This is a genomic window from Vibrio sp. B7 (genome assembly GCF_963888765.1).
GTDB lineage: Bacteria > Pseudomonadota > Gammaproteobacteria > Enterobacterales > Vibrionaceae > Vibrio > Vibrio anguillarum.
The window spans coordinates 254616-275887 of sequence record NZ_CAWPKR010000035.1; the positions used below are offsets into that span (position 1 = coordinate 254616).

Annotated in this window: 19 protein-coding genes; 16 read left to right on the forward strand and 3 right to left on the reverse strand. The window is 39.9% G+C overall.

Going from position 1 to position 21272, the window contains the following annotated elements; translation table 11 throughout:
* The first annotated feature begins 1017 nt into the window (after positions 1–1017).
* The 6 genes from AACV32_RS12195 to AACV32_RS12220 all read left to right on the forward strand — a co-directional run bounded on the left by AACV32_RS12195 (position 1018) and on the right by AACV32_RS12220 (position 5241).
* On the forward strand, positions 1018–1650 hold the full coding sequence (locus AACV32_RS12195) for a DUF6338 family protein (protein ID WP_170895092.1): 633 nt from the start codon (positions 1018–1020) through the stop codon (positions 1648–1650).
* Between the two features lie 127 nt (positions 1651–1777).
* Complete coding sequence (locus AACV32_RS12200; protein ID WP_167489502.1) at positions 1778–1927, forward strand: hypothetical protein; 150 nt, start codon at positions 1778–1780, stop codon at positions 1925–1927.
* 1106 nt (positions 1928–3033) lie between these two features.
* Positions 3034–3564 (forward strand): GNAT family N-acetyltransferase, encoded by a 531-nt coding sequence (locus AACV32_RS12205; RefSeq protein WP_170889330.1) that lies wholly within the window; start codon positions 3034–3036, stop codon positions 3562–3564.
* A gap of 135 nt (positions 3565–3699) precedes the next feature.
* Positions 3700–4512: a hypothetical protein gene (locus AACV32_RS12210; protein WP_077680560.1), complete on the forward strand. Its 813-nt coding sequence runs from the start codon at positions 3700–3702 to the stop codon at positions 4510–4512.
* Positions 4513–4660: 148 nt separating this feature from the next.
* Positions 4661–4924, forward strand: a complete 264-nt coding sequence (locus AACV32_RS12215; RefSeq protein WP_170895091.1) for a winged helix-turn-helix domain-containing protein — start codon at positions 4661–4663, stop codon at positions 4922–4924.
* A gap of 14 nt (positions 4925–4938) precedes the next feature.
* Entirely contained in the window at positions 4939–5241 is a 303-nt protein-coding gene (locus AACV32_RS12220) for a hypothetical protein (RefSeq protein ID WP_170895090.1), read from the forward strand.
* 215 nt (positions 5242–5456) lie between these two features.
* On the opposite strand, the gene AACV32_RS12225 is transcribed toward AACV32_RS12220, so the two are convergent.
* Positions 5457–6137 (reverse strand): hypothetical protein, encoded by a 681-nt coding sequence (locus AACV32_RS12225; RefSeq protein ID WP_088733305.1) that lies wholly within the window; start codon positions 6135–6137, stop codon positions 5457–5459.
* A gap of 1821 nt (positions 6138–7958) precedes the next feature.
* Here AACV32_RS12225 and AACV32_RS12230 point away from each other — a divergent pair.
* Both AACV32_RS12230 and AACV32_RS12235 read left to right on the forward strand, forming a co-directional pair.
* The gene (locus tag AACV32_RS12230) at positions 7959–8837 is read left to right on the forward strand and encodes an FRG domain-containing protein (RefSeq protein ID WP_170895089.1); all 879 of its coding nucleotides are present in this window, start codon (positions 7959–7961) and stop codon (positions 8835–8837) included.
* Between the two features lie 696 nt (positions 8838–9533).
* Positions 9534–9911, forward strand: coding sequence for a hypothetical protein (locus AACV32_RS12235; RefSeq protein ID WP_019283451.1), 378 nt, complete (start codon positions 9534–9536; stop codon positions 9909–9911).
* A gap of 907 nt (positions 9912–10818) precedes the next feature.
* Here the strand turns inward: AACV32_RS12235 and AACV32_RS12240 are convergent.
* Positions 10819–11262 (reverse strand): hypothetical protein, encoded by a 444-nt coding sequence (locus tag AACV32_RS12240; RefSeq protein WP_170895088.1) that lies wholly within the window; start codon positions 11260–11262, stop codon positions 10819–10821.
* The gene (locus AACV32_RS12245; protein ID WP_170895087.1) at positions 11249–11572 is read right to left on the reverse strand and encodes a hypothetical protein; all 324 of its coding nucleotides are present in this window, start codon (positions 11570–11572) and stop codon (positions 11249–11251) included. Before AACV32_RS12245 ends, AACV32_RS12240 begins: the two co-directional genes overlap by 14 nt.
* A gap of 716 nt (positions 11573–12288) precedes the next feature.
* On the opposite strand from AACV32_RS12245, the gene AACV32_RS12250 reads away from it, so the two are divergent.
* The 8 genes from AACV32_RS12250 (at position 12289) to AACV32_RS12285 (ending at position 18346) form a co-directional block, all read left to right on the forward strand.
* The gene (locus AACV32_RS12250; RefSeq protein WP_170895086.1) at positions 12289–12765 is read left to right on the forward strand and encodes a GNAT family N-acetyltransferase; all 477 of its coding nucleotides are present in this window, start codon (positions 12289–12291) and stop codon (positions 12763–12765) included.
* 234 nt (positions 12766–12999) lie between these two features.
* Complete coding sequence (locus AACV32_RS12255; RefSeq protein WP_017049924.1) at positions 13000–13218, forward strand: DUF6500 family protein; 219 nt, start codon at positions 13000–13002, stop codon at positions 13216–13218.
* Between the two features lie 269 nt (positions 13219–13487).
* Entirely contained in the window at positions 13488–14123 is a 636-nt protein-coding gene (locus AACV32_RS12260; protein ID WP_094127560.1) for a CatB-related O-acetyltransferase, read from the forward strand.
* 166 nt (positions 14124–14289) lie between these two features.
* Complete coding sequence (locus AACV32_RS12265) at positions 14290–15297, forward strand: hypothetical protein (RefSeq protein ID WP_170895085.1); 1008 nt, start codon at positions 14290–14292, stop codon at positions 15295–15297.
* 179 nt (positions 15298–15476) lie between these two features.
* Complete coding sequence (locus AACV32_RS12270) at positions 15477–15911, forward strand: GNAT family N-acetyltransferase (RefSeq protein ID WP_228209507.1); 435 nt, start codon at positions 15477–15479, stop codon at positions 15909–15911.
* Between the two features lie 164 nt (positions 15912–16075).
* A complete protein-coding gene (locus AACV32_RS12275) occupies positions 16076–16492 on the forward strand; it encodes a VOC family protein (RefSeq protein ID WP_017045395.1) in 417 nt (138 codons plus the stop codon).
* Between the two features lie 156 nt (positions 16493–16648).
* Positions 16649–17725 (forward strand): hypothetical protein, encoded by a 1077-nt coding sequence (locus tag AACV32_RS12280; RefSeq protein ID WP_170895084.1) that lies wholly within the window; start codon positions 16649–16651, stop codon positions 17723–17725.
* Between the two features lie 192 nt (positions 17726–17917).
* Positions 17918–18346, forward strand: coding sequence for a hypothetical protein (locus AACV32_RS12285; protein WP_170895083.1), 429 nt, complete (start codon positions 17918–17920; stop codon positions 18344–18346).
* Positions 18347–21272: the final 2926 nt, after the last annotated feature.

Below are 21272 nucleotides of genomic sequence, written 5' to 3' on the forward strand. Positions count from 1 at the left end.
GTATAGATAGCGTTATGCAACTCAGGTAAAATTAGGGGTTCAATCTTGTGGGATTTCTCCGGCCATTCGTTTTGTGTTGTCGGCAAATGAGCATTTTTATCCTCAAATTCGTGGTTAACTCAAGCCGTAAAACAGGCAAGATTCTTTGTTTGCCTCAATTAGTTTGAGTGCCGGTGCGTTGTTGAATTAGAGGGCTCAAAGTGTGGAAAGGGCAAGTTATTGGATCATTTCGCATTTGCTGAAAGTCTTGAACGGTGAGTTTGTCTGACACAAAAGCTTGGTTTGTTGCTGAAAGGTGAGCTTTGTTTTGGCGGCTTATTTATCACGGCTCTGGCTTGGGTTGATTCTTGAATCACTCAACCATTGCAATCGTGGCTTTTAGTCGTGTAAAGTCGGTTTATCTCATTGAATTTGCATAACAAACGGCTCAAGAGGGATTGCCAACGCGTGGCGGCTTTAGTGCAAAATTGAAGTTCAGTGTTTACAGTGTGTTTTTTGAGTTCGGTGGTGCGTTGTCAACCCCTTAGCCGGGCGTTAGGCAAAGTGAGTTTTTATCAGCTAAATCGAGTTGGAATTGAGCGGTAAATTCCATGTTTTCTGGCTTAAGTTAAGCAATAAATAATCATCACATATTTGTTGTTTCTTGATCGCGTTGGGTTGCTTGTCGTTGTGAATTTAGCGGCAAAATAACCTTCAACATCCAAACGTCCGCCGAGAATGCTACACTCGTCACTTTTCTTCCAAACCGCTCAATTTGAGTTTTTTGTTTCTTTGCTGATTTAGCGTTTTGGTTTATAAATGAATCGCTTAGTTGGTTTTCAGTTATCAAACAAGCCTTGTTCTTGGGTTTTGAAAGTATCGTTGTCAATCGGTTGGCCTAACAAACGGCTCAAGAGGGATTGCCAACGCGTGGCGGCTTTAGTGCAAAATTGAAGTTCAGCGTTTACAGTGTGTTTTTTGAGTTCGGTGGTGCGTTGTCAACCCCTTAGCCGGGCGTTATACCCTTAGGAGATAATATTGGACATTTGGGAAATCGATAAGTTATTGCTATTTATCGCATTCATTATACCGGGCTTTGTTGCGATCAAATTCTATGGTCTTTTGCACCCGAATGATAAATTGGACTCATCCAAACAAGTAATTGATTCTTTGGCTTACAGCTGTGTTTGCTATGCGTTAGTTGGAATACCTATAATCGAACTTCGTGAACATATCGAAAAGCTAGATTTCTGGCTTCTTTGGTTGCTAGTTTTCGGTGTACTTTTGGTTTTGCCTTGTATGCTAGCACTCGCGTTTAGCAAAGTGCGTCAGCTAGAAGTGTTTCAAAAGAATGCGCCGCACCCTATTCAAAAACCGTGGGATTTTGTCTTTCAACAACGGAAGTGGTACTGGGTTATTGTGGAGCTTACTGATGGTAAGCGGATTGGGGGGAAGTTTGCTGGTGATTCATTTGCATCCAGTTACCCTGCTGCGGAACAAATATACTTGGAAGAATGCTGGCATATTGATAATGAAGATACCTTTATTCGTCCACGTGGAGGAACGTTAGGAATACTAATAGGCTCCTCAAAAATAAAAACTATAGAATTTTTCGAGTACGACACAGGAGAACAAACAGATGACTCAGAATCAACAGGTTCCGCGGAATGATGGATACCGACCAAGTATTGAGGGATATCAACCTCCCAAAGTTGAGAAAAAAGGATACCAGCCACCTAAAACCGATGGGCAAAATAAGCCAACTGGAACACCACCACAAAAACCGTAAGGGATAAATATGACTCAAGGTAATGGGAACAAAGGTACTGGCATGGATGGTTATCGCCCCGTGAATGAAGGGTATCGTCCACCTCGAAATGATCAAGCGGGGTACCAACCTCCTAAGAATCAGACTAAGCCAGGAGGTACTCCGCCGAAGAAACCTTAATACGGGTATAACAAAGCATTTAAGAGTGATTCGCAACGCTTGGCAGTTTCGCTTCGCTCAAGTATAGCCAAGCGCCGCTCACACCTTAATGCGGCGTTAGGCAAAGTGAGTTTTTATCAGCTAAAACGAGTTGAAATTGAACGGTAAATCCCATGTTTTGTGGCTTAACTTAAGCAATAAATCGCCATCACATATTTGTTGTTTCTTGATCGCGTTGGGTTGTTTATCGCTGTAAATTCATTGGCAAAATAACCTTCAGCATCCAAACGTCCGCCGAGCATGCTACGCTCGTCACTTTTCTTCCAAACCGTTCAATTTTAGTTTTTTGTTTCTTTGCTGATTCAGCATTTTGGTTTATAAATGAATCGGTTAGTTTGTTTCAAGTTTACAAAAAAGCTCGTTCTTTGGCTATGAAAGTGTTGGTGTCAATTGGTTGGCCTAACAAACGGCTCAAGAGGGATTGCCAACGCGTGGCGGCTTTAGTACAAAATTGAAGTTCAGTGTTTACAGTGTGTTTTTTGAGTTCGGTGGTGCGTTGTCAACCCCTTAGCCGGGCGTTATGCAACTCAGGTAAATTTAGGGGTTCAATCTTTTGGATTTCTCCGGCCATTCGTTTTGTGTTGTCGGCAAATGAGCATTTTCACCCTAAAATTCGTGGTTTACTCAAGCCGTAAAGCAGGCAAGGTTCTTTGTTTGCCTCAATCAGTTTTAGTGCTGGCGAGTTGTAAATTCAGTGGGCGCAAAGTGTGGAAAGGGCAAGTTTATCGAGCATTTTGCACTTGCTGAAGGTTTCGCCCGTTAAGTTTTCCTGATTCAAAAGCTTGGTTTGTTGCTGAAAGGTGGACTTTGTTTTGGCGGCTTATTTATCACGGCTCTGGCTTCGGTTGGTCCTTGAATTACTCAACCATTGCAATTGTGGCTTTTGATCGAGTAAAGTCAGTTTATCTTATTGAATTTGCATAACAAACGGCTCAAGAGGGATTGCCAACGCTTGGCGACTTTAGTGCAAAATTGAAGTTCAGTGTTTACGGTGTGTTTTTTGAGTCCGGTGGTGCGTTGTCAACCCCTTAGCCGGGCGTTAGTTGCTCACAGTAATAGGAAGTATTGTGGAAGAAAACCAAGTCAAAATCAGACCAGCTAGACTGCATGAATTAAAGCTGATTCATTCCTTAGTCACCTCTAATGACGAATGGACCAAGTTTAATGGCCCTTATTTTCCTTATTCTTATCCATCATTAGATCAGTTCGAAAAATCTTCGTTTCAGCAGTTAATAATAGGTTCTAATTCACAATTGGTTACGGTTGATGATATTCCTGTTGGTTCGGTTAGCTGTTATTGGGAATGTGAAGAAACTCGTTGGCTTGAAGCTGGAGTGGTGATCTACAATGCAGAATATTGGGGGCAAGGTGTTGCAGCCTCTGCTGTTCGCCTCTGGATTTCGTATCTTTTCGAAAATAAAGAAATTGAAAGGGTTGGCCTAACCACGTGGTCAGGTAATCCTAGAATGATGTCACTAGCTTTGAAATTGGGCTTTCAGCAGGAAGCTAAGCTTCGAAAAGTACGATATTACCAAGGCGAGTACTATGACTCATTAAAATATGGTGTATTGCGATCGGAATGGTTAGAACGCAACTAACAAACGCTTCAAGAGGGACAGCCAACGCGCGGTATTTTTACTATGCGTTGATTTTTGTGATTACGGTGTTATGCGGTAAATTGGTAGTAGCGTTGTCTGCCCCTTAAGCGGGCGTTAGGCAAATAGGAAACATTCATGCTTGTGTTTGAAGAAGAATACAGACTTTTGTCCCAAGAGGGACATTTAACAAAATCAAGTTTACTTGCTGGTTTAGACTCTATACGTAGGGCAAATATTGATGACCAAGGCAGGGGGTTCTTCTACTCTGGATTATTTGAATTATCTATTGGTTTTGAACGCTTGATGAAAATTGTAGTGGTCCTGCAACACAAGCTAGAAAATGAGAATTTGAATCCAACAAACAACCAGCTTAGGGCTTATGGGCACAACATATTAGATCTTTACAGAGCGTCTTGTTCGATAGCGAAGAAGCATAATATCGAGATGAAAAGCAGCGATGAACAACAGCAAATTCTTGAAGTTTTGTCTTTGTTTGGTACGGGATCTAGATATTATAACCTCGACCAAATCACGGAATCACCAAGGCATGAAGATCCCCTAAAAATGTGGTCTGAAGTTATTAATAGCCATATTTGGGGATTAAAATACAGTACGAGACAAAAACTCGAGGCGAATGCTTTTCGTTACATAGATAAAATGAACATGGCTTCATCGTGGTATCCCGGAAGAAACATAGACGGAGAACTAATGCTGATGTCAGAGTTTCACTATTTATATCACGCAACAGAGAAAGCTAACTTTCATATTGTCTGGTCATTGGTTTCGTTGTTGAGTCCGTTTTACTCGCTATTAAGTAAGTTGTCACATGAGCTTCACAACTTAGCTGAATTGCAAGGAGTAAAGCAAACTGTCCCTTATATGTATGAGTTTTTTCCATTCTTTTTGGCGCCTAAAAATCTCGTTTTGAAGCGGAAGAAATGGGGGTAATATTTGCCTAACAAAGCATTTAAGACGGATTCTCAACGCTTGGCGATTTCAGTCTAGGTCAGCTTCAGTGCTAAATGTGGCAAGGTTTAGGCTTTGGTGGTGGCGTTGTTCACCACTTAATGCGGCGTTATAAGCCTAAGGAGGTTTTGTGGCAAACCATAAATGGGTTAAAAAAGATGATCTTATGATTTTCTTTTTGTGCAAGTTTGGAGTTGAAAATTCACCGCTATCTAAGCAAGAGATTGCTGACAAAATCGGTGTCTCATTGGGCAGTGTTAGTTACAGAGTAGGAAACTTCAATGCTATTAAAGGTGTTGGGAATACGACAAACTTTGCTAAGTTATCGTTAAAAGTACATGAGCAATATTCTAACTATTCAATGCAAGAATTAAAGGCTATTGCATTCAATTAATACACGGTTCACATATGCTTAAAAAATTAATATTTCCTGTTATTTCTATATTATCAATTTCTGGTTGTGCCACTAAAACTATCGGCCCTACACCTGCGGGCGAAAATACCTTCGTAATTTCACGCCAAGAAGGTGCTTTTCCATCTGGTGATAAACCTCTGCTCGCTGAAGCCTTAGGAGAAGCAAATCGTTTTTGTGGTAGTTTAAACAAAGCTTTTAAGCTTGTTAACACTCATGAAAATTCTGGACCATATATTTTAGGTAATTATCCTAAAGCTACTGTAACTTTTGAGTGTGTTAATCAAACCTCCAAGTAAGGTGTAACTGGCTTATAACAAACGGCTCAAGAGGGATTGCCAACGCTGGGCGGCTTTAGTGCAAAATTGCAGTTCAGTGTTTACAGTGTGTTTTTTGAATTCGGCTATGCGTTGTCAACCCCTTAGCCGGGCGTTATATTTTTAGGTTAGGTACCTCTTGCTAGCTACTTCAAAAGTTATCAAAGTAGCTAGATACCTAGATTTTTGGCTGTGAGTTATATAAAAATTGAGTTGGTAGGTGTTTGATTTAGCGATATCTTTCTGTCATTTTTGGTTATTATGCAGTAATCAAAATCTTTACTTACAAATTGATTTAAAGATGCGCATTCTTCAAATGCATTAGACATTACTTCTAATACACGGTTAAGTCTTTCCTGCGGTGTGAGTTTTTGCTCATTGGGCATAATTGCTTCTGTTAACATCTTTTGCCAATGCTCTTTGTGTGCTTGATGTTCAGGAGCGCAAAACCCAGCAGGGATTACTGATATTGTAGGCTCAAAACCTGAAAACAAAACTTCTTCGTCATTTAGGTACAAGGAATGGACAAAAAACTGATTGTCAGCAGTCAGTGCCAGAATACAAGATGTAGTATGAGTTTGAGACCAGATGTCTTCTTCGAGAGCTTCTTTCATAGATTGAGCTAGAAACTCGGCTAACCCAATAAGATCACTCGGAGACTCTATAGTATTATGCTTTACAAATTCAGGTACAAGTTCCACAGCTTCTGCAAAACCAGCAGCAGTAGCAATGAAAGGCATTGGTCCTTCGTTAAAGTGTTTTATTTTTGTGTTTTTTGCTGTTGTGGTACGTAGTCCAGTCGCATTTAAGTTACCTACTGCACGGTCTGCTGCTACGACACAAAAATCCGGGCTAAATGCGAGAGCTAGCATGGTCATTGGTTTGTTTTTCCTTATGCTTATTTACGTGATTATCGAGCTTGTTAGGTGGGAGGGGCTTAGAATACCATTTCTTTGCCCTGTGGCTATGCGGTGAATCAAAATATAACAAACGCTTTAAGACGGATTCGCAACGCGTGGCATTTGTAATTTGCGGTAAATTTAGTGATTTAGGTGGTATGCGGAAACATCGTGTTGCGTTGCTCACCACTTAAGCGGGCGTTAGGCAAAGTGAGTTTTTATCAGCTAAATCGAGTTTGAATTGAGCGGTAAATTCCATACTCTCAGGCTTAAGTTAAGCAATAAATCGTTATCACATATTTGTTGTTTCTTGATCGCGTTGGGTTGTTTAGCGTTGTGAATTCAGCGGCAAAATAACCTTCAGCATCCAAACGTCCGCCGAGCATGCTACGCTCGTCACTTTTCTTCCAAACCGCTCAATTTGAGTTTTTTGTTTCTTTGTTGAGTTGGCATTTTAGTTTATAAATGAATGGTTTATTTTTCTTAAAATTTACAAAAAGCCTTGTTCTTTGGTTTTGAAAGTATCGTTGTCAATCGGTTGGCCTAACAAACGGCTCAAGAGGGATTGCCAACGCGTGGCGACTTTAGTGCAAAATTGCAGTTCAGTGTTTACGGTGTGTTTTTTGAGTTCGGCGGTGCGTTGTCAACCCCTTAGCCGGGCGTTAGCTGAGGTTAAGAAAAATCATAAAATTAAGCGTTTATTTTTCTTAGTCTGAGGCTCTAGCTTTACACCTGAAAGTCAGCACTTTTCCATGTATCTCGCCAGTGGCACTGTCCGTGAAGTGGTTGAACTAACCGAAGTCTGTTTACGGGAAGTGGTGTGTTTGCTTATTTCTTTGGTGTGGCTTCTTTGGTTTTGAAGCTCTTTCGCGCTTAAATGGATTTCGCGCACTTGGCTGTTGGCTTCTTCGAAAGAATTCTTTGTAAATTTAAGTCTTAGAAGCTCGTCAGTTTTCCTGCTATTTCTTCTTTGCCAAGTGCGTTTCGTGGGTTAGGTGTTAGTTTCTCAGTTGTCCGTTTTACTTTGCCGCTTGAAAACAATAATGTGTTTTAAATTAGGCCATTGGGCAGTAAATCTCCGGCTAAAGTGCAGCAGCTAACAAACGGCTCAAGAGGGATTGCCAACGCGTGGCGGCTTTAGCGCAAAATTGAAGTTCAAATGTTTACAGTGTATTTTTTGAGTTCGGCGGTGCGTTGTCAACCCCTTAGCCGGGCGTTAGCTGAGGTTAAGAAAAATCATAAAATTCCGTGTTCATTTTTTCTTGGTCTGAGGCTCTAGCTTTACACCTGAAAGTCAGCACTTTTCCATGTATCTCGCCAGTGGCACTGTTCGTGAAGTGTTTGAACTAACCGAAGCCTTCTTACGGGAAGTGTTGTGTTTGTTTATTTCTTTGGTGTGGCTTCTTTGGTTTTGAAGCTCTTTCGCGTTTAAATGGATTTTGCGCACTTGGTTGTTGGCTTCTTCGACATAATTCTTTGTAAATTTAAGTCCTAGAAGCTCGCCAGTTTCCCTGTTATTTCTTCTTTGCCAAGTGCGTTTCGTGGATTAGGTATTAGTTTCTAAGTTGTCCGTTTTACTTTGCCGCTTGAAAGCAATAATGTGTTTTAAATTAGGCCGTTGGGTAGTCAATCTCCGGCTAAAGTGCAGCAGCTAACAAACGGCTCAAGAGGGATTGCCAACGCTTGGCGACTTTAGTGCAAAATTGAAATTCAGTGTTTACAGTATGTTTTTTTAGTTCGGTGGTGCGTTGTCAACCCCTTAGCCGGGCGTTATAGCGCAAATAATAAATGAGGGCTTTGATGTACGATTACGATCACTCTTTTGATTCTGCAAGAGAGCTTTTTGATTATCTTCATAGTGAGAACATATTTGAACCAAATAGTGTTTTCGACGTCAGTGAAAGGTTTGTTAACGGCTATATTTTCAGAGGTCAGGGAAATAAAGAATGGGAGCTAATCCCTACAGCTCATCGGAGCTTGAACATGCTAGATCACTTTACTCCACAACCTCCGATAGATCGAACTGATGATGTTAAGGACTATCTTCGATATCATAATCATGCAGAAATAAGGTCCATATATTTATTTCTGGAAGCGGCAGATCGCATTGGAGTTTCTACGCCTTTAAATTACGCTTACTTCAAACAGCCGTTAACTTATAAGGATGAATGTTTTACTCCGGAGCTTTTGCCGAGTATAGCTCTAGCTCAGCATCATGGTGTTTCAACTCGCTTACTTGATTGGACTGAATCTCCTTTCGTTGCAGCTTACTTCGCAGCTACTAGTGCGTTAAGCGCAGGCCCAGAAACACATTTCTCTATAATGTGTGTGAGCACTGTTTTGATTAATGACATTCCAAGTTTAGACATCGTCTCCGTACCAAAGGCAAGCAACACATTCTTAAGAGCACAGAAAGGATTATTTACCCTAGTTAATTCAGCGAATGCTTTTTACGAAAAACATAATAAGTGGCCAAGTATCGAAACAATAGTTGAGGATGAAAGACCTAACAAATGTTATACAAGACCCGGATTAATTCGATTGTCCTTGCCGAATTCAGAAGCTCGGCATTTACTGCAGTTATTATATAAAGTGGACATTTCCAAACTTACACTAATGCCATCTCTTGATGCTGCTGCGGAAGCATTTAAATACAAAAAAATGTTGTGGGGTAAGTAGGTGGAAATTGCGCTATAACAAACTGTTTAAGAGTGATTCGCAACGCGTGGCATTTTTACTATGCGTTGAGTTTAGTGTTTAAGGTGGTGTGCGGCGGCTTCGGTATTGCGTTGCTCACACCTTAACAGGGCGTTATGCAACTCAGGTAAAACTAGGGGTTCAATCTTGTGGGATTTCTCCGGCCATTCGTTTTGTGTTGTCGGCAAATGAGCATTTTTACCCTAAAATTCGTGGTTTACTCAAGCCGTAAAACAGACAAGGTTCTTTGTTTGCCTCAATGAGTTTTAGCGTTGGCGCGTTGTAAATTCAGTGGGCACAAAGTGTGGAAAGGGCAAGTTTATCGAGCATTTTGTACTTGCTGAAGTTTTCGCTCGTTGAGTTTTCCTGACACAAAAGCTTGGTTTGGTGCTGAAAGGTGGACTTTGTTTTGGCTGCTCATTTATCACAGTTCTTGCTTGGGTTGATTCTTGAATCACTCAACCATTGCAATTGTGGCTTTTGGTCGTGTAAATTCAGTTTATCTCATTGAATTTGCATAACAAACGGCTCAAGAGGGATTGCCAACGCGTGGCGACTTTAGTACAAAATTGAAGTTAAGTGTTTACAGTGTGTTTTTTGAGTTCGGCGGTGCGTTGTCAACCCCTTAGCCGGGCGTTAGCTTTTTTCACATTCTTAATTAACATAGAAGGATTATTTATGACAATTTTCGAACCAGGCGTTCAATATAAAGATTTAAATGGAGGCGTTCATGCTGATCGAGATGACACTCAAGACGCAACTGATTATTTAAGACAACATCACAATATTCCACAAGATCACTTTGTATTTGGTATTCAAGTTTATTCATCCGTACATCATGTTCGAGACAATACTCTTTCTGTTAGGTTTCTACATTCAAATGTCGCTGGCTATGAAAATATTCAACAAAAAATGGTAGCTGAAGGCGCAGAGTTTACTTTAAATGAACTTGAAATCGGTATGTCATACAAGGAATTTTTTGGTTTGTTCAAACGTTTTAGCCTAACTTTATCGCCAAATGGTTTGCTAGAAGGCAAGTCATATAAAACAGTCTAAAGCTAACAAACGCTTCAAGAGGGACAGCCAACGCGTAGCATTTTTACTATGCGTTGGTTTTTGTGATTACGGTGTTATGCGGAAGCTTGGTAGTAGCGTTGTCTGCCCCTTAAGCGGGCGTTATGCATAATCACCAAAAATCAGTGGGTTATGGTTCTTCTTTGTTCCTTTGGCTTTTCAGTGTTGGGTTTGTCGGCAAGTTGGCTCCATTGGGCGCTGTTTTCCGGACACTTGTTCTTTGGCGCTGGAAATTCAGAGCGTTGCCTCAGTCAATATTCGGGCAAGCGCGAGGTTAGGGCGGTTGGCTCAACCAGAAGTTTGATCTTAGGTTTTTCGGTTTTATCTGCCAAAGTTCAAAGTCTGATTTTCAAAATTATGAGTCATCTCAGTTTTTTGGTTTTCGGCTTTTGTTTGTGAATCAAAGCTGAGTTAATCTTGGTTTAGGTAAAACGTAACTCATTGAAGCTTAAGCATAACAAACGCTTCAAGAGGGACAGCCAACGCGAGGCATTTTTACCATGCGTTGGTTTTTGTGATTACGAAGTTATGCCGAAAGCTGGTTGTAGCGTTGTCTGCCCCTTAAGCGGGCGTTAGGATACAAGTGTATGGCTTTAACTTATGTGGGGATTTAAGTATGGGATGGATTTTTTTACCTTTAGTAATGGTCTTTTTCAAATGGAGAGAGTTTTCTAGATTTGATTGGTTTTTTACTGTTTCATTTGTTGCTTATTCTATTAATTTGACTTTTCTATCAGCATTACCATTAAATTCTTATCTTGGTAGCTTCTATGTTGGTATACCCTCGATATCATATTTTTTGTTTTTATTTCCAAACATCCAAACTCATTACCCTGACGACGTGGTTAAAGTAATGAGTTTAGTTGGTTTTTTAATTTCTTTTATTTGTCTATTGTTGTTCTTTTAATTTTTCCCAAAGTGCAACTAGATCAGTTTCTAAACTTTTATCGGCTAGAGCGAGATCGATGTTCCTTAGTTTTTCTTTCTGAGCTGCTGAAAAGGAATTTAATTGCCTTTCAAGATAAATTGAAAGATATCGGTCAGAAAGTGTATCTATATCTACTGATTTTGAACTGGCAATTTCGTTGATTAGAGCTTTCATTTCCGAAGAGTTTGAGCATTGTTGAATGCGTTGATTTCTTATTGTTATCAGATAATTATTAATATCTTCTGGTTTTAATTGTTTTACATCATGGGCTGTAACTTTAGGGCGTTGATTTTCTGAAGCGACACATTGCTCAACAGAGTTTTTATACGAATCATACAACTCATTTGCACTTGATATTGAGCTCAATAATACTATTGATAGTAAAGCTTTCTTATCTAAATTCATTATAGAGACATCTCCAAAATATTTTCTCATCACGGGAGATAGATGGATTCATATACATTCTCATTGCAATATCTTCAACTTGTCTAACTAAAATAGGATTAGAAGATTGCATTGATTTAGCTAACAATTCAAAATCAGTTGTTGCTATTTTGTATGACGAGCCAATTACTCCGTTGCCAGCAAAAATATCAAACATTGCTGATGCACCGATAAATATTGATAGAACATTCGCCATGTCTTTCTTTTCTTTAATTTCGTTTAGAGCTCGTTTACTAGCCGATCCAAACTTAACATCTATGTTACATGTCATGCATCAGTCTCATCTGTTTTAGGTGCCTCGCATAATACGACAATATGCAACTTGAATGTTGTCTTATTGTCTTTCTGCTGGCTAAATGTCACAAAAATTTGAGCTGGCTAAGATACCTAACAAGCAATTTAAGAGGGATTCCCAACGCTTGGAATTTTTGCTTCTACTTCAAATTTAGTGTTTACAGTACAATGCGTTAGGTTGGGTGGTAGCGTTGCTCACCCCTTAATTGGGCGTTAGGCAAGGTGAGTTTTTATCAGCTAAATCGAGTTGGAATTGAGCGGTAAATTCCATGTTTTGTGGCTTAACTTAAGCAATAAATAATCATCACATATTTGCTGTTTCTTGATCGCGTTGGGTTGTTTATCGCTGTGAATTCATCGGCAAAATAACCTTCAGCATCCAAACGTCCGCCGAGCATGCTACGCTCGTCACTTTTCTTCCAAATCGCTCAATTTGAATTTTTTTGGTTTCTTTGCTGATTCAGTATTTTGGTTTATAAATGAATCGGTTAGTTAGTTTTAAGTTTGCAAAAAAGCCTGTTCTTTGTTTTTGAAAGTATTATTGTCAATCGGTTGGCCTAACAAACGGCTCAAGAGGGATTGCCAACGCGTGGCGGCTTTGGTTCAAAATTGAAGTTCAGTGTTTACGGTGTGTTTTTTGAGTTCGGCGGTGCGTTGTCAACCCCTTAGCCGGGCGTTAGGCATAAGGAAATTATGGAACTCATTCAGCTAAATGAGCATGAGCTAAAAATGTTGCGTGATGGTCAATCTGAGCTTAAGTATATGATTGACGGAATTCCACCAAATCATGTTTTAGAACGCTCTCTTAATCATTATCGTGATTCAATTTGTGAAGTTTGGTCTTTACCATACTTTATAAAGTCAAATGACCAGCTAATTGGTAGTTGTGGATTCAAGAACCCACCGTTCAACTGTCGAGTCGAAATCGGTTACAACGTAGCTTTTGGGGTTCAAGGCAAAGGTATTGCAACATTTGCAGTTAACAAACTTTGCCAAATTGCGTTTGAATCTGGTTTAGTCAAAGTTGTCTTTGCATTAATCTCTTCTGAAAATTCGGCGTCACTCAATGTTGTTCGCAAAAATGGATTTATTTATAAAAATATTTCTGTGGATAGTGATGGCGAGTCATTAGAATGTTGGGAATTAATCAATAATATCAATGCGTTGTAAAATGCCTAACAAACGCTTTAAGAGGGACAGCCAACGCGTGGCATTTTTACTATGCGTTGCTTTTTGTGATTTCGGTGTTATGCGGAAGCTTAGTAGTAGCGTTGGCTGCCCCTTAAGCGGGCGTTATGGCTCATTCAATTGGCTGGGGCTGTATATAAAAACAGTTTTTCTTGTTTTCATGCTTTAATCTGTATAAGTTACCCATCATTTTCTAACAAAGCAGGCAATTAACAAGTGCGTAGTTCATTGAGAAAAAAGGTAATTCAAGTTTGTTCCAAGAAGATTGAACAGAAGGGTGATAATGTAGGCGTTTCATTTTATGCATTTTTTGCTAATAAAAATGACGATCCAGATTTGTTAATGGAAGCCGCCACATGGTGGATTCAAGAACACAAATTAGACCATTTTGAAAAAGCTCATAAAATCATGGCAATGGTAAAATCTGATATTTAGTGAACTGAGCCATAACAAACGGTTTAAGAGGGACTGCCAACGCGTGGCGGTTTTTGCTTAAATCAACATTTGTGATTACGGTTGCTATTTTAGGTTCGGCGTTTTGCGTTGTCAGCCCCTTAACCGGGCGTTATGTGCTATCATTCACGCCTTTCGATTAACGGTGTTTTTTATGAAACTTATTCCTCTTTTAAAGCAGCCACGCATTCACTGACGGCATAGTGTTATTTCAATAATTCTTATTATTTAACATTAGCTTGAGGTTTAGTATGCACAAAAAGCATTGGTCAAAATTTCAGTTACTCCATGAGGTAGTAACTAACCCTAATATTTCTATCAAAGGCACTCATAGTTATTACAGTGACTGCTGGGACAATGGATTTGAAGAATCTGTTGTTCGGTATCTTCATGGTGATGAAGTGAGTCGTGAATGGGAACCTAGGTGGGAAATCGATAAACTCCATATTGGTGATTACGTTTGCATCGGCGCAGAGGCAGTTATCTTAATGGGTGGTAATCATACCCATAGGGCGGATTGGTTCTGTTTATATCCATTTATGGACTACATTGATGAAGCGTATATAGGCAAAGGTGATACCTTTATTCATGATGGTGCATGGCTTGGGATGAGATCAATGGTTATGCCTGGTGTGACAATCGGAGAAGGAGCCATAGTTGCTGCAAATAGCGTGGTAACTAAAGATGTTGCCCCTTATAGTGTTGTTGGTGGCACGCCTGCCAAATTAGTCAAATATCGTTTTGACGAATCGGTAATTGCCGAACTGTTGAAAATGCAAATCTATAATTGGCCCACAGAGAAGTTTGAAGCCTTAAAGCGATATCTATGTGCATCAGACATTCAACAACTAAAGAGCGCAGCAGCAGCTTACGATGTTGAAAAATAGCACATAACAAACGCTTCAAGAGGGACAGCCAACGCGCGGCATTTTTACTATGCGTTGTTTTTTGTGATTACGGTGTTATGCAGGAAGTTGGTAATGGCGTTGTCTGCCCCTTAAGCGGGCGTTAGTTGTAGCAGTAAAGCTAGTTTAAATTTTAAAGGTTATATTTATGACAAACTATGTGGATGAATCTTTGGCAAAAGGTATCGTCAGACGTGGACTTTTAAATTGGCGTGGTACTTCAAGTCAATTAAAGACGCTACGTCGGGAAATGTTCTCTAACAGAAAGGGAATAAATTCTGTTCAGAAAAGAGAAGATATTATTAAAAAATATTTAAAAAAAAACAGAATCGAAATTTATCATAAAGCAGTTAAGGTAGGGCTGGATTATAACCTAGCGATGTTAGGTGTTTCTAAAAAAAATCGTGAAGATCCACAAACGAAGTTGACTCGTTCTCAAAAACAAATTCAACTTTTAGCGAAGAAAAGAATGGGAAAATATAGTAAGAGAGTAAACGATTCATATCTTCATGCTTTTGTGGTCAAGAATGATGATGTTACACACTCGAATAACAATGAGTTAGCTATTTTTATCTTTTCTACTAGAGGGAGTACTCGAAGCGAATTATTGTCAATGCACAGTGTTACTGGTGTTAGCCGGCATTGTCTCGAAAGATTAGTCCAACGCAATAACTTGAAAAATATAGGTGAGGCGATTGAAGAAATTCTATCGTCTTTAAAATGGTTAGAGGGCTCTGGGAGCGAGTTAGCTGGTAGGGATCCAAATTTTTATGGTGAAGAGGGAATAAAAAGGCACATACCAACAAGTGAAGGTGCGCTTCTTCTAGTCACCACGTCCATTCCAAATCCGAATGATAAGCCCACTCAAGAATGCAATTTAGTCACTTGGATACACAAAGATCAGTTCAAAAAAGGGCAGGAGGTTACTAAGAGTGATTTTGTATTTGCTCAAATGGTCAATCATTACCTCTCTGACCCCAATTTAGATGCACGTGTTGATGAGTTGCGAAAGAATTACGAAGAGTTGTTATTAGATGAAGACATAAATGATGTCCTAGTTGTCATTCATGGATATCGCTTCAATGCTGAACAATTTATTTTAGCGCTAGAAAGTAGGAAGTATTTGGACTTTTTAATAGATTTTGATAAAGCGTGAGAGATGTGCGTTCACATTGGTACTGTTGTTCGTTCATACAACTAACAAACAATTTAAGCAGATTCGCAACGCTTGGCATTTTAGGTTTGAATCAGTTTTAGTGATTACGGCACAATGTTCAGGTTAAGTGGCAGCGTTGCTCACTACTTAATTGGGCGTTATAAGCTTTGGAGGCTTTAGTGATTACAATTCGAGAAATGGATATTTCCGATTACGATTCAGTGATTGATCTGTGGTGCCAGACGGAAAGCTTGTCATTAAGAGATGCTGATTTTAAACAAAGCATTGAAAGTTACCTTAACCGAAACTCTGGGCTAAGTTTTGTTGCGTTAAGCGGCAATAAAATTATTGGTGCGGTACTCGTTGGGACCGATGGTCGCAGAGGGTATCTGCAACATTTGGCTGTTTCATCAGAATTTCGAGGCCAAAAAATAGGTAAAGCTTTGGTTGAAAAATCAGTTGATGCTTTGACTTCGATTGGTGTTTCAAAGACGCATTTATTTGTTTATAGCAATAATGTTAATGCGCAAAATTTTTACGAAAAATTAGGCTGGCTTCCAAGGGATGAAATACGCATGTATTCATTTAATAACTCAAGTAATCCAAACGTTTAGTGGCAGCTTATAACAAACGGCTCAAGAGGGATTGCCAACGCGTGGCGACTTTAGTACAAAATTGAAGTTCAGTGTTTACAGTGCGTTTTTTGAGTTCGGCAATGCGTTGTCAACCCCTTAGCCGGGCGTTATGCTACCAGTCGAAATCTTCAATAAGGAATACTATGAAACAGAACATTGTCCATATTGCTTTAGTTGTAAAAGATTATGATGAAGCCATTGATTTTTATGTAAACAAACTCAAATTTGAACTTATTGAAGATACTCATCAACCTGAACAAGACAAACGTTGGGTGGTTGTGGCTCCACCAAATTCTCATGGTGTTACGTTGTTACTTGCCAGAGCCTCGAAGCCAGAGCAGCATGATTTCATTGGGAATCAAGCAGGCGGTCGAGTATTCCTGTTCCTAAATACTGATGATTTCTGGCGTGACTTTAAGCGTATGAAATCGATTGGTATTAACTTCGTCCGCGAGCCAACAGAAGAAGACTATGGAACGGTAGCAGTGTTTGAAGACTTGTATGGAAACTTGTGGGATCTTCTTCAATTGAATCCAAGCCATCCAATGGCAAAAAGGTAGCATAACAAACGCTTCAAGAGGGACAGCCAACGCGTGGCATTTTTACTATGCGTTGGTTTCGGTGATTACGGTGTTATGCGGTAAGTTGGTAGTAGCGTTGTCTGCCCCTTAAGCGGGCGTTAAGTGCCTGTCAAAAATTTCAACTATGAGGTATCAATGGAAGAGCAAAATAATAGAATTAATCAAGAGTGGGTTACATTAAATGCCGTTAGAGGAATGGTTAAAATTGCTTCTAAAGGAAGCATGACGAAGTCTACCTATGATAATACGTTAGATCTTGCCGGAGAACTTTATCCTGAGCTATTGGGACCGGAGAACAGTTTATTAAAAAGAGAGCGTGAAAGCGATACAACAAAAGAGTATCGCCAAAAAGCAGCTCTTAAATCTATTAAAACTGAGAGTGAGGTTACTGCCCTAAGTTTAGTTTTAGAAGATATTGATGAATATAATTCATACTTGGATATAGCGAGAGAGAATAAAGGCGATAGAAAGAGAACTGACCAATTAAAACGTAAATTAGGTCAGTTGGAAAAAGCAAAAAAAGAGCTAGAACCTAAACCTCATAGTGAAAACCAACTAATATTTCGGGATGCATATAACGTAGATCGAGATTTGCCTGAACTGTCTAGGGGACATGCACATAAAGATTTTCAACTCCCTGATGGAAAAACACTACGTATCAGGGTATTACATCCAGATAGACCTGAGCATATTACTGGTGCTGACATAATCTATGAACGTCATAATGAACATACAGAAGGAATAAGTATTGTTGCCGTTCAATATAAGATCTGGGAGGATCGTCAGTTATACCTTTCCGATCAAAGAATGTTAGGTCAGTTAGATAAAATGCGTAAATTTCTTTGTGATAAAGGAATCTGTCAAAACAATAATCATGAGAATTCGTATCGTTTCCCTTGCTGCACAGGTTTCTTGAGACCTACAGATAAATTACAAACTGTTGATCAGAAGTTTATTTCAACTGGTGAACATCTCCCAATCTGTCAAATTGACGCCTGTGCTACAGAAGGAAAGCGGGGAGGTACTTTATTGAAATATGAAGATATTAAATCGGCTTCTCTGTCTGGTGAGTTATTCGAAGAACTATTTAATCGTGGAAAGATTGGTTCAAGAGAATTATCCCGAGATGAGCTTGAACATTTATATCAAGAAGCATCCGTGATTGATTCTTCTGATACGGTGGTAATTTATGCGCAAGAGTTTGGCACTTAACAAGCAATTTAAGCTGATTCGCAACGCTTGGCACTTTGGGTTTGAATCAGCTTTAGTGTTTACGGCACAATGTTTTAGGTAGGTGGCAGCGTTGCTCACAACTTAATTGGGCGTTAGCATTTTCATGATAAACCTCGGAACTTAAAGGCTGTTAATTAGTCCTAGTTCTGTCCAGTTTTTCGAGGTTTTTTTATGAAGTATGTACAGTATTTTGTTATAGCGGCTATCGCATCAAGCTTTGGTTTTATCGTTCATGTATTCAGTGCTGAATGGCTGCAAGTTTGGGTTGCACAATATATGGAAGGACAAAGTGTTATTCCTTCTTGGGATGTTAGATATATAGCTATGCTGACATCATTAGAATATGGAATATCAGCAATAGTGTTGTATTGGCTTATTAGAGACAAAATCATCAAATATGGTCAATTTAAAGCATTTATGATCTTAAGTTTGTTGCTTACGGCTTTACATGGAGCATTAATTCGTCAACCGTTAATGGACTTTGTTGTTGGTAATCCGATAGAAGTTGCTTTAGTACAGAATGCTTTTAAGTGGTTAGTATGGGTCTTGATGTCACTAGTTACCGTTTATGGTTTTGAGCGTGTAGTTAAAAAATGCTAACAAACGCTTCAAGAGGGACAGCCAACGCGTGGCATTTTTACTATGCGTTGATTTTTGTGGTTACGGTGTTATGCGGAAACTTAGTAGTAGCGTTGGCTGCCCCTTAAGCGGGCGTTATGACACGACGGTCATCACAGGTTGGATGTACGGTAATGATACTCAAGTTTGAGTGTAATCTAACGGGGTGGAAGAAAGACGGCAAAAAGGACGAACATTAGTTATTTCCATGCTAACCTTGAGGCGCTTTCGCGATCCTTAATTGCGCGACAATTCAAGAGATCGCGCTAGCGCTACTCAAGGTAGTGCGATAACAAATACTTCGGCTTCGATTTTTTGTCTATTTACAGCTACCTTATTGTATTAAAAGTATATTTCACTTAAATTTGACTGACTTTGGTCGTGACATAACAAGGCATTCAAGAGTGACTCACAACGCTTGGCGACTTCAGTTTAAATTTGGCTTTAGTGTTTAAGGTGGAGTGGTTTGGGTTTGGAGATTTAGCGTTGTTCGCACCTTAATGCAGCGTTATGCAACTCAGGCAAATTTAAGGGGTCAATCTTTTGGGATTTCTCTGGCCATTCGTTTTGTGTTGTCGGCAAATGAGCTTTTTTACCCTAAAATTCGTGGTTTACTCAAGCCGTAAAACAGGCAAGGTTCTTTGTTTTCCTCAATCAGTTTTAGCGCTGGTTTGCTGTGAAATTTGCGGGCGCAAAGTGTGAAAAGGGCAAGTTAATCGATCATTTCACACTTGCTGAATTTTTCGCTCGTTGAACTTATCTGACTCAAAAGCTTGGTTTATTGCTGATAGGTGGGCGTTGTTTTGGTGGCTCATTTATCACGGCTCTTACTTGGGTTGGTTCTTGAATCACTCAACCATTGCAATCGTGGCTTTTGATCGAGTAAAGTCAGTTTATCTTATTGAATTTGCATAACAAACGGCTCAAGAGGGATTGCCAACGCGTGGCGACTTTAGTGCAAAATTGAAATTCAGTGTTTACAGTGTATTTTTTGAGTTCGGCGGTGCGTTGTCAACCCCTTAGCCGGGCGTTATGCAACTCAGGTAAATTTAGGAGTTCAATCTTTTGGGATTTCTCCGGCCATTCGTTTTGTGTTGTCGGCAAATGACATTTTTACCCTCAAATTCGTGGTTAACTTAAACCGTAAAACAGGCAAGGTTCTTTGTTTGCCTCAATCAGTTTTAGCGCTGGCGCGTTGTAAATTCAGTGGGCGCAAAGTGTAGAAAGGGCAAGTTTATCGAGCATTTTGCACTTGCTGAAGGTTTCGCTCGTTAAGTTTTCCTGATTCAAAAGCTTGGTTTGTTGCTGAAAGGTGGACTTTGTTTTGGCGGCTTATTTATCTCGGCTCCTACTTGGGTTGATTCTTGAATCACTCAACCATTGCAATTGTGGTTTTTGGTCGTGTAAATTCAGTTTATCTTATTGAATTTGCATAACAAACGGCTCAAGAGGGATTGCCAACGCGTGGCGGCTTTAGTGCAAAATTGAAGTTCAGTGATTACAGTGTGTTTTTTGAGTTCGGCGGTGCGTTGTCAACCCCTTAGCCGGGCGTTATGCAACTCAGGTAAATTTAGGAGTTCAATCTTTTGGGATTTCTCCGGCCATTCGTTTTGTGTTGTCGGCAAATGACATTTTTACCCTCAAATTCGTGGTTAACTTAAACCGTAAAACAGGCAAGGTTCTTTGTTTGCCTCAATCAGTTTTAGCGCTGGCGCGTTGTAAATTCAGTGGGCGCAAAGTGTAGAAAGGGCAAGTTTATCGAGCATTTTGCACTTGCTGAAGGTTTCGCTCGTTAAGTTTTCCTGATTCAAAAGCTTGGTTTGTTGCTGAAAGGTGGACTTTGTTTTGGCGGCTTATTTATCTCGGCTCCTACTTGGGTTGATTCTTGAATCACTCAACCATTGCAATTGTGGTTTTTGGTCGTGTAAATTCAGTTTATCTTATTGAATTTGCATAACAAACGGCTCAAGAGGGATTGCCAACGCGTGGCGGCTTTAGTGCAAAATTGAAGTTCAGTGATTACAGTGTGTTTTTTGAGTTCGGCGGTGCGTCGTCAACCCCTTAGCCGGGCGTTAGGCAAAGTGAGTTTTTATCAGCTAAAACGAGTTGAAATTGAACGGTAAATCCCATGTTTTGTGGCTTAACCTAAGCAATAAATCGCCATCACATATTTGTTGTTTCTTGATCGCGTTGGGTTGTTTATCGCTGTAAATTCATTGGCAAAATAACCTTCAGCATCCAAACGTCCGCCGAGCATGCTACGCTCGTCACTTTTCTTCCAAACCGTTCAATTTTAGTTTTTTGTTTCTTTGCTGATTCAGCATTTTGGTTTATAAATGAATCGGTTAGTTTGTTTCAAGTTTACAAAAAAGCTCGTTCTTTTGGTTTTGAAAGTGTCGTTGTCAATCGGTTGGCCTAACAAACGGCTCAAGAGGGATTGCCAACGCGTGGCGGCTTTAGTGCAAAATTGAAATTCAGGGTTTACGGTGTGTTTTTTGAGTTCGGTGGTGGGTTGTCAACCCCTTAGCCGGGCGTTATGCAACTCAGGTAAATTTAGGGCTCAATCTTTTGGGATTTCTCCGGCCATTCGTTTTGTGTTGTCGGCAAATGAGCTTTTTTATCCTCAAATTCGTGGTTAACTTAAACCGTAAAACAGACAAGATTCCTGGTTTGCCTCAATCAGTTTTAGCTTTGGCTTGTTGTCAATTTAGCGTGCGCAAAGTGTGGAAAGGGCAAGTTATTCGATCATTTCGCATTTGTTGAAAGTCTTGCCGGTTGAGTTTGTCTGGTTCAAAAGCTTGGGTTGTTGTTGAAAGGTGGGCTTTGTTTTGGCGGCTTATTTATCACGGCTCTTGCTTGGGCTGGTTCTTGAATCACTCAACCATTGCAATTGTGGCTTTTGGTCGTG

Excerpts from the sequence above, each read along its gene's own strand:
- AACV32_RS12260 (WP_094127560.1), top strand. The coding sequence starts at position 13,488 with ATGCACAAAAAGCATTGGTCAAAATTTCAGTTACTCCATGAGGTAGTA.
- AACV32_RS12240 (WP_170895088.1), bottom strand. The coding sequence starts at position 11,262 with ATGAATTTAGATAAGAAAGCTTTACTATCAATAGTATTATTGAGCTCA.
- AACV32_RS12280 (WP_170895084.1), top strand. The coding sequence starts at position 16,649 with ATGGAAGAGCAAAATAATAGAATTAATCAAGAGTGGGTTACATTAAAT.
- AACV32_RS12230 (WP_170895089.1), top strand. The coding sequence starts at position 7,959 with ATGTACGATTACGATCACTCTTTTGATTCTGCAAGAGAGCTTTTTGAT.
- AACV32_RS12250 (WP_170895086.1), top strand. The coding sequence starts at position 12,289 with ATGGAACTCATTCAGCTAAATGAGCATGAGCTAAAAATGTTGCGTGAT.
- AACV32_RS12285 (WP_170895083.1), top strand. The coding sequence starts at position 17,918 with ATGAAGTATGTACAGTATTTTGTTATAGCGGCTATCGCATCAAGCTTT.
- AACV32_RS12200 (WP_167489502.1), top strand. The coding sequence starts at position 1,778 with ATGACTCAAGGTAATGGGAACAAAGGTACTGGCATGGATGGTTATCGC.
- AACV32_RS12220 (WP_170895090.1), top strand. The coding sequence starts at position 4,939 with ATGCTTAAAAAATTAATATTTCCTGTTATTTCTATATTATCAATTTCT.
- AACV32_RS12210 (WP_077680560.1), top strand. The coding sequence starts at position 3,700 with ATGCTTGTGTTTGAAGAAGAATACAGACTTTTGTCCCAAGAGGGACAT.
- AACV32_RS12275 (WP_017045395.1), top strand. The coding sequence starts at position 16,076 with ATGAAACAGAACATTGTCCATATTGCTTTAGTTGTAAAAGATTATGAT.
- AACV32_RS12235 (WP_019283451.1), top strand. The coding sequence starts at position 9,534 with ATGACAATTTTCGAACCAGGCGTTCAATATAAAGATTTAAATGGAGGC.
- AACV32_RS12245 (WP_170895087.1), bottom strand. The coding sequence starts at position 11,572 with ATGACATGTAACATAGATGTTAAGTTTGGATCGGCTAGTAAACGAGCT.
- AACV32_RS12225 (WP_088733305.1), bottom strand. The coding sequence starts at position 6,137 with ATGACCATGCTAGCTCTCGCATTTAGCCCGGATTTTTGTGTCGTAGCA.
- AACV32_RS12265 (WP_170895085.1), top strand. The coding sequence starts at position 14,290 with ATGACAAACTATGTGGATGAATCTTTGGCAAAAGGTATCGTCAGACGT.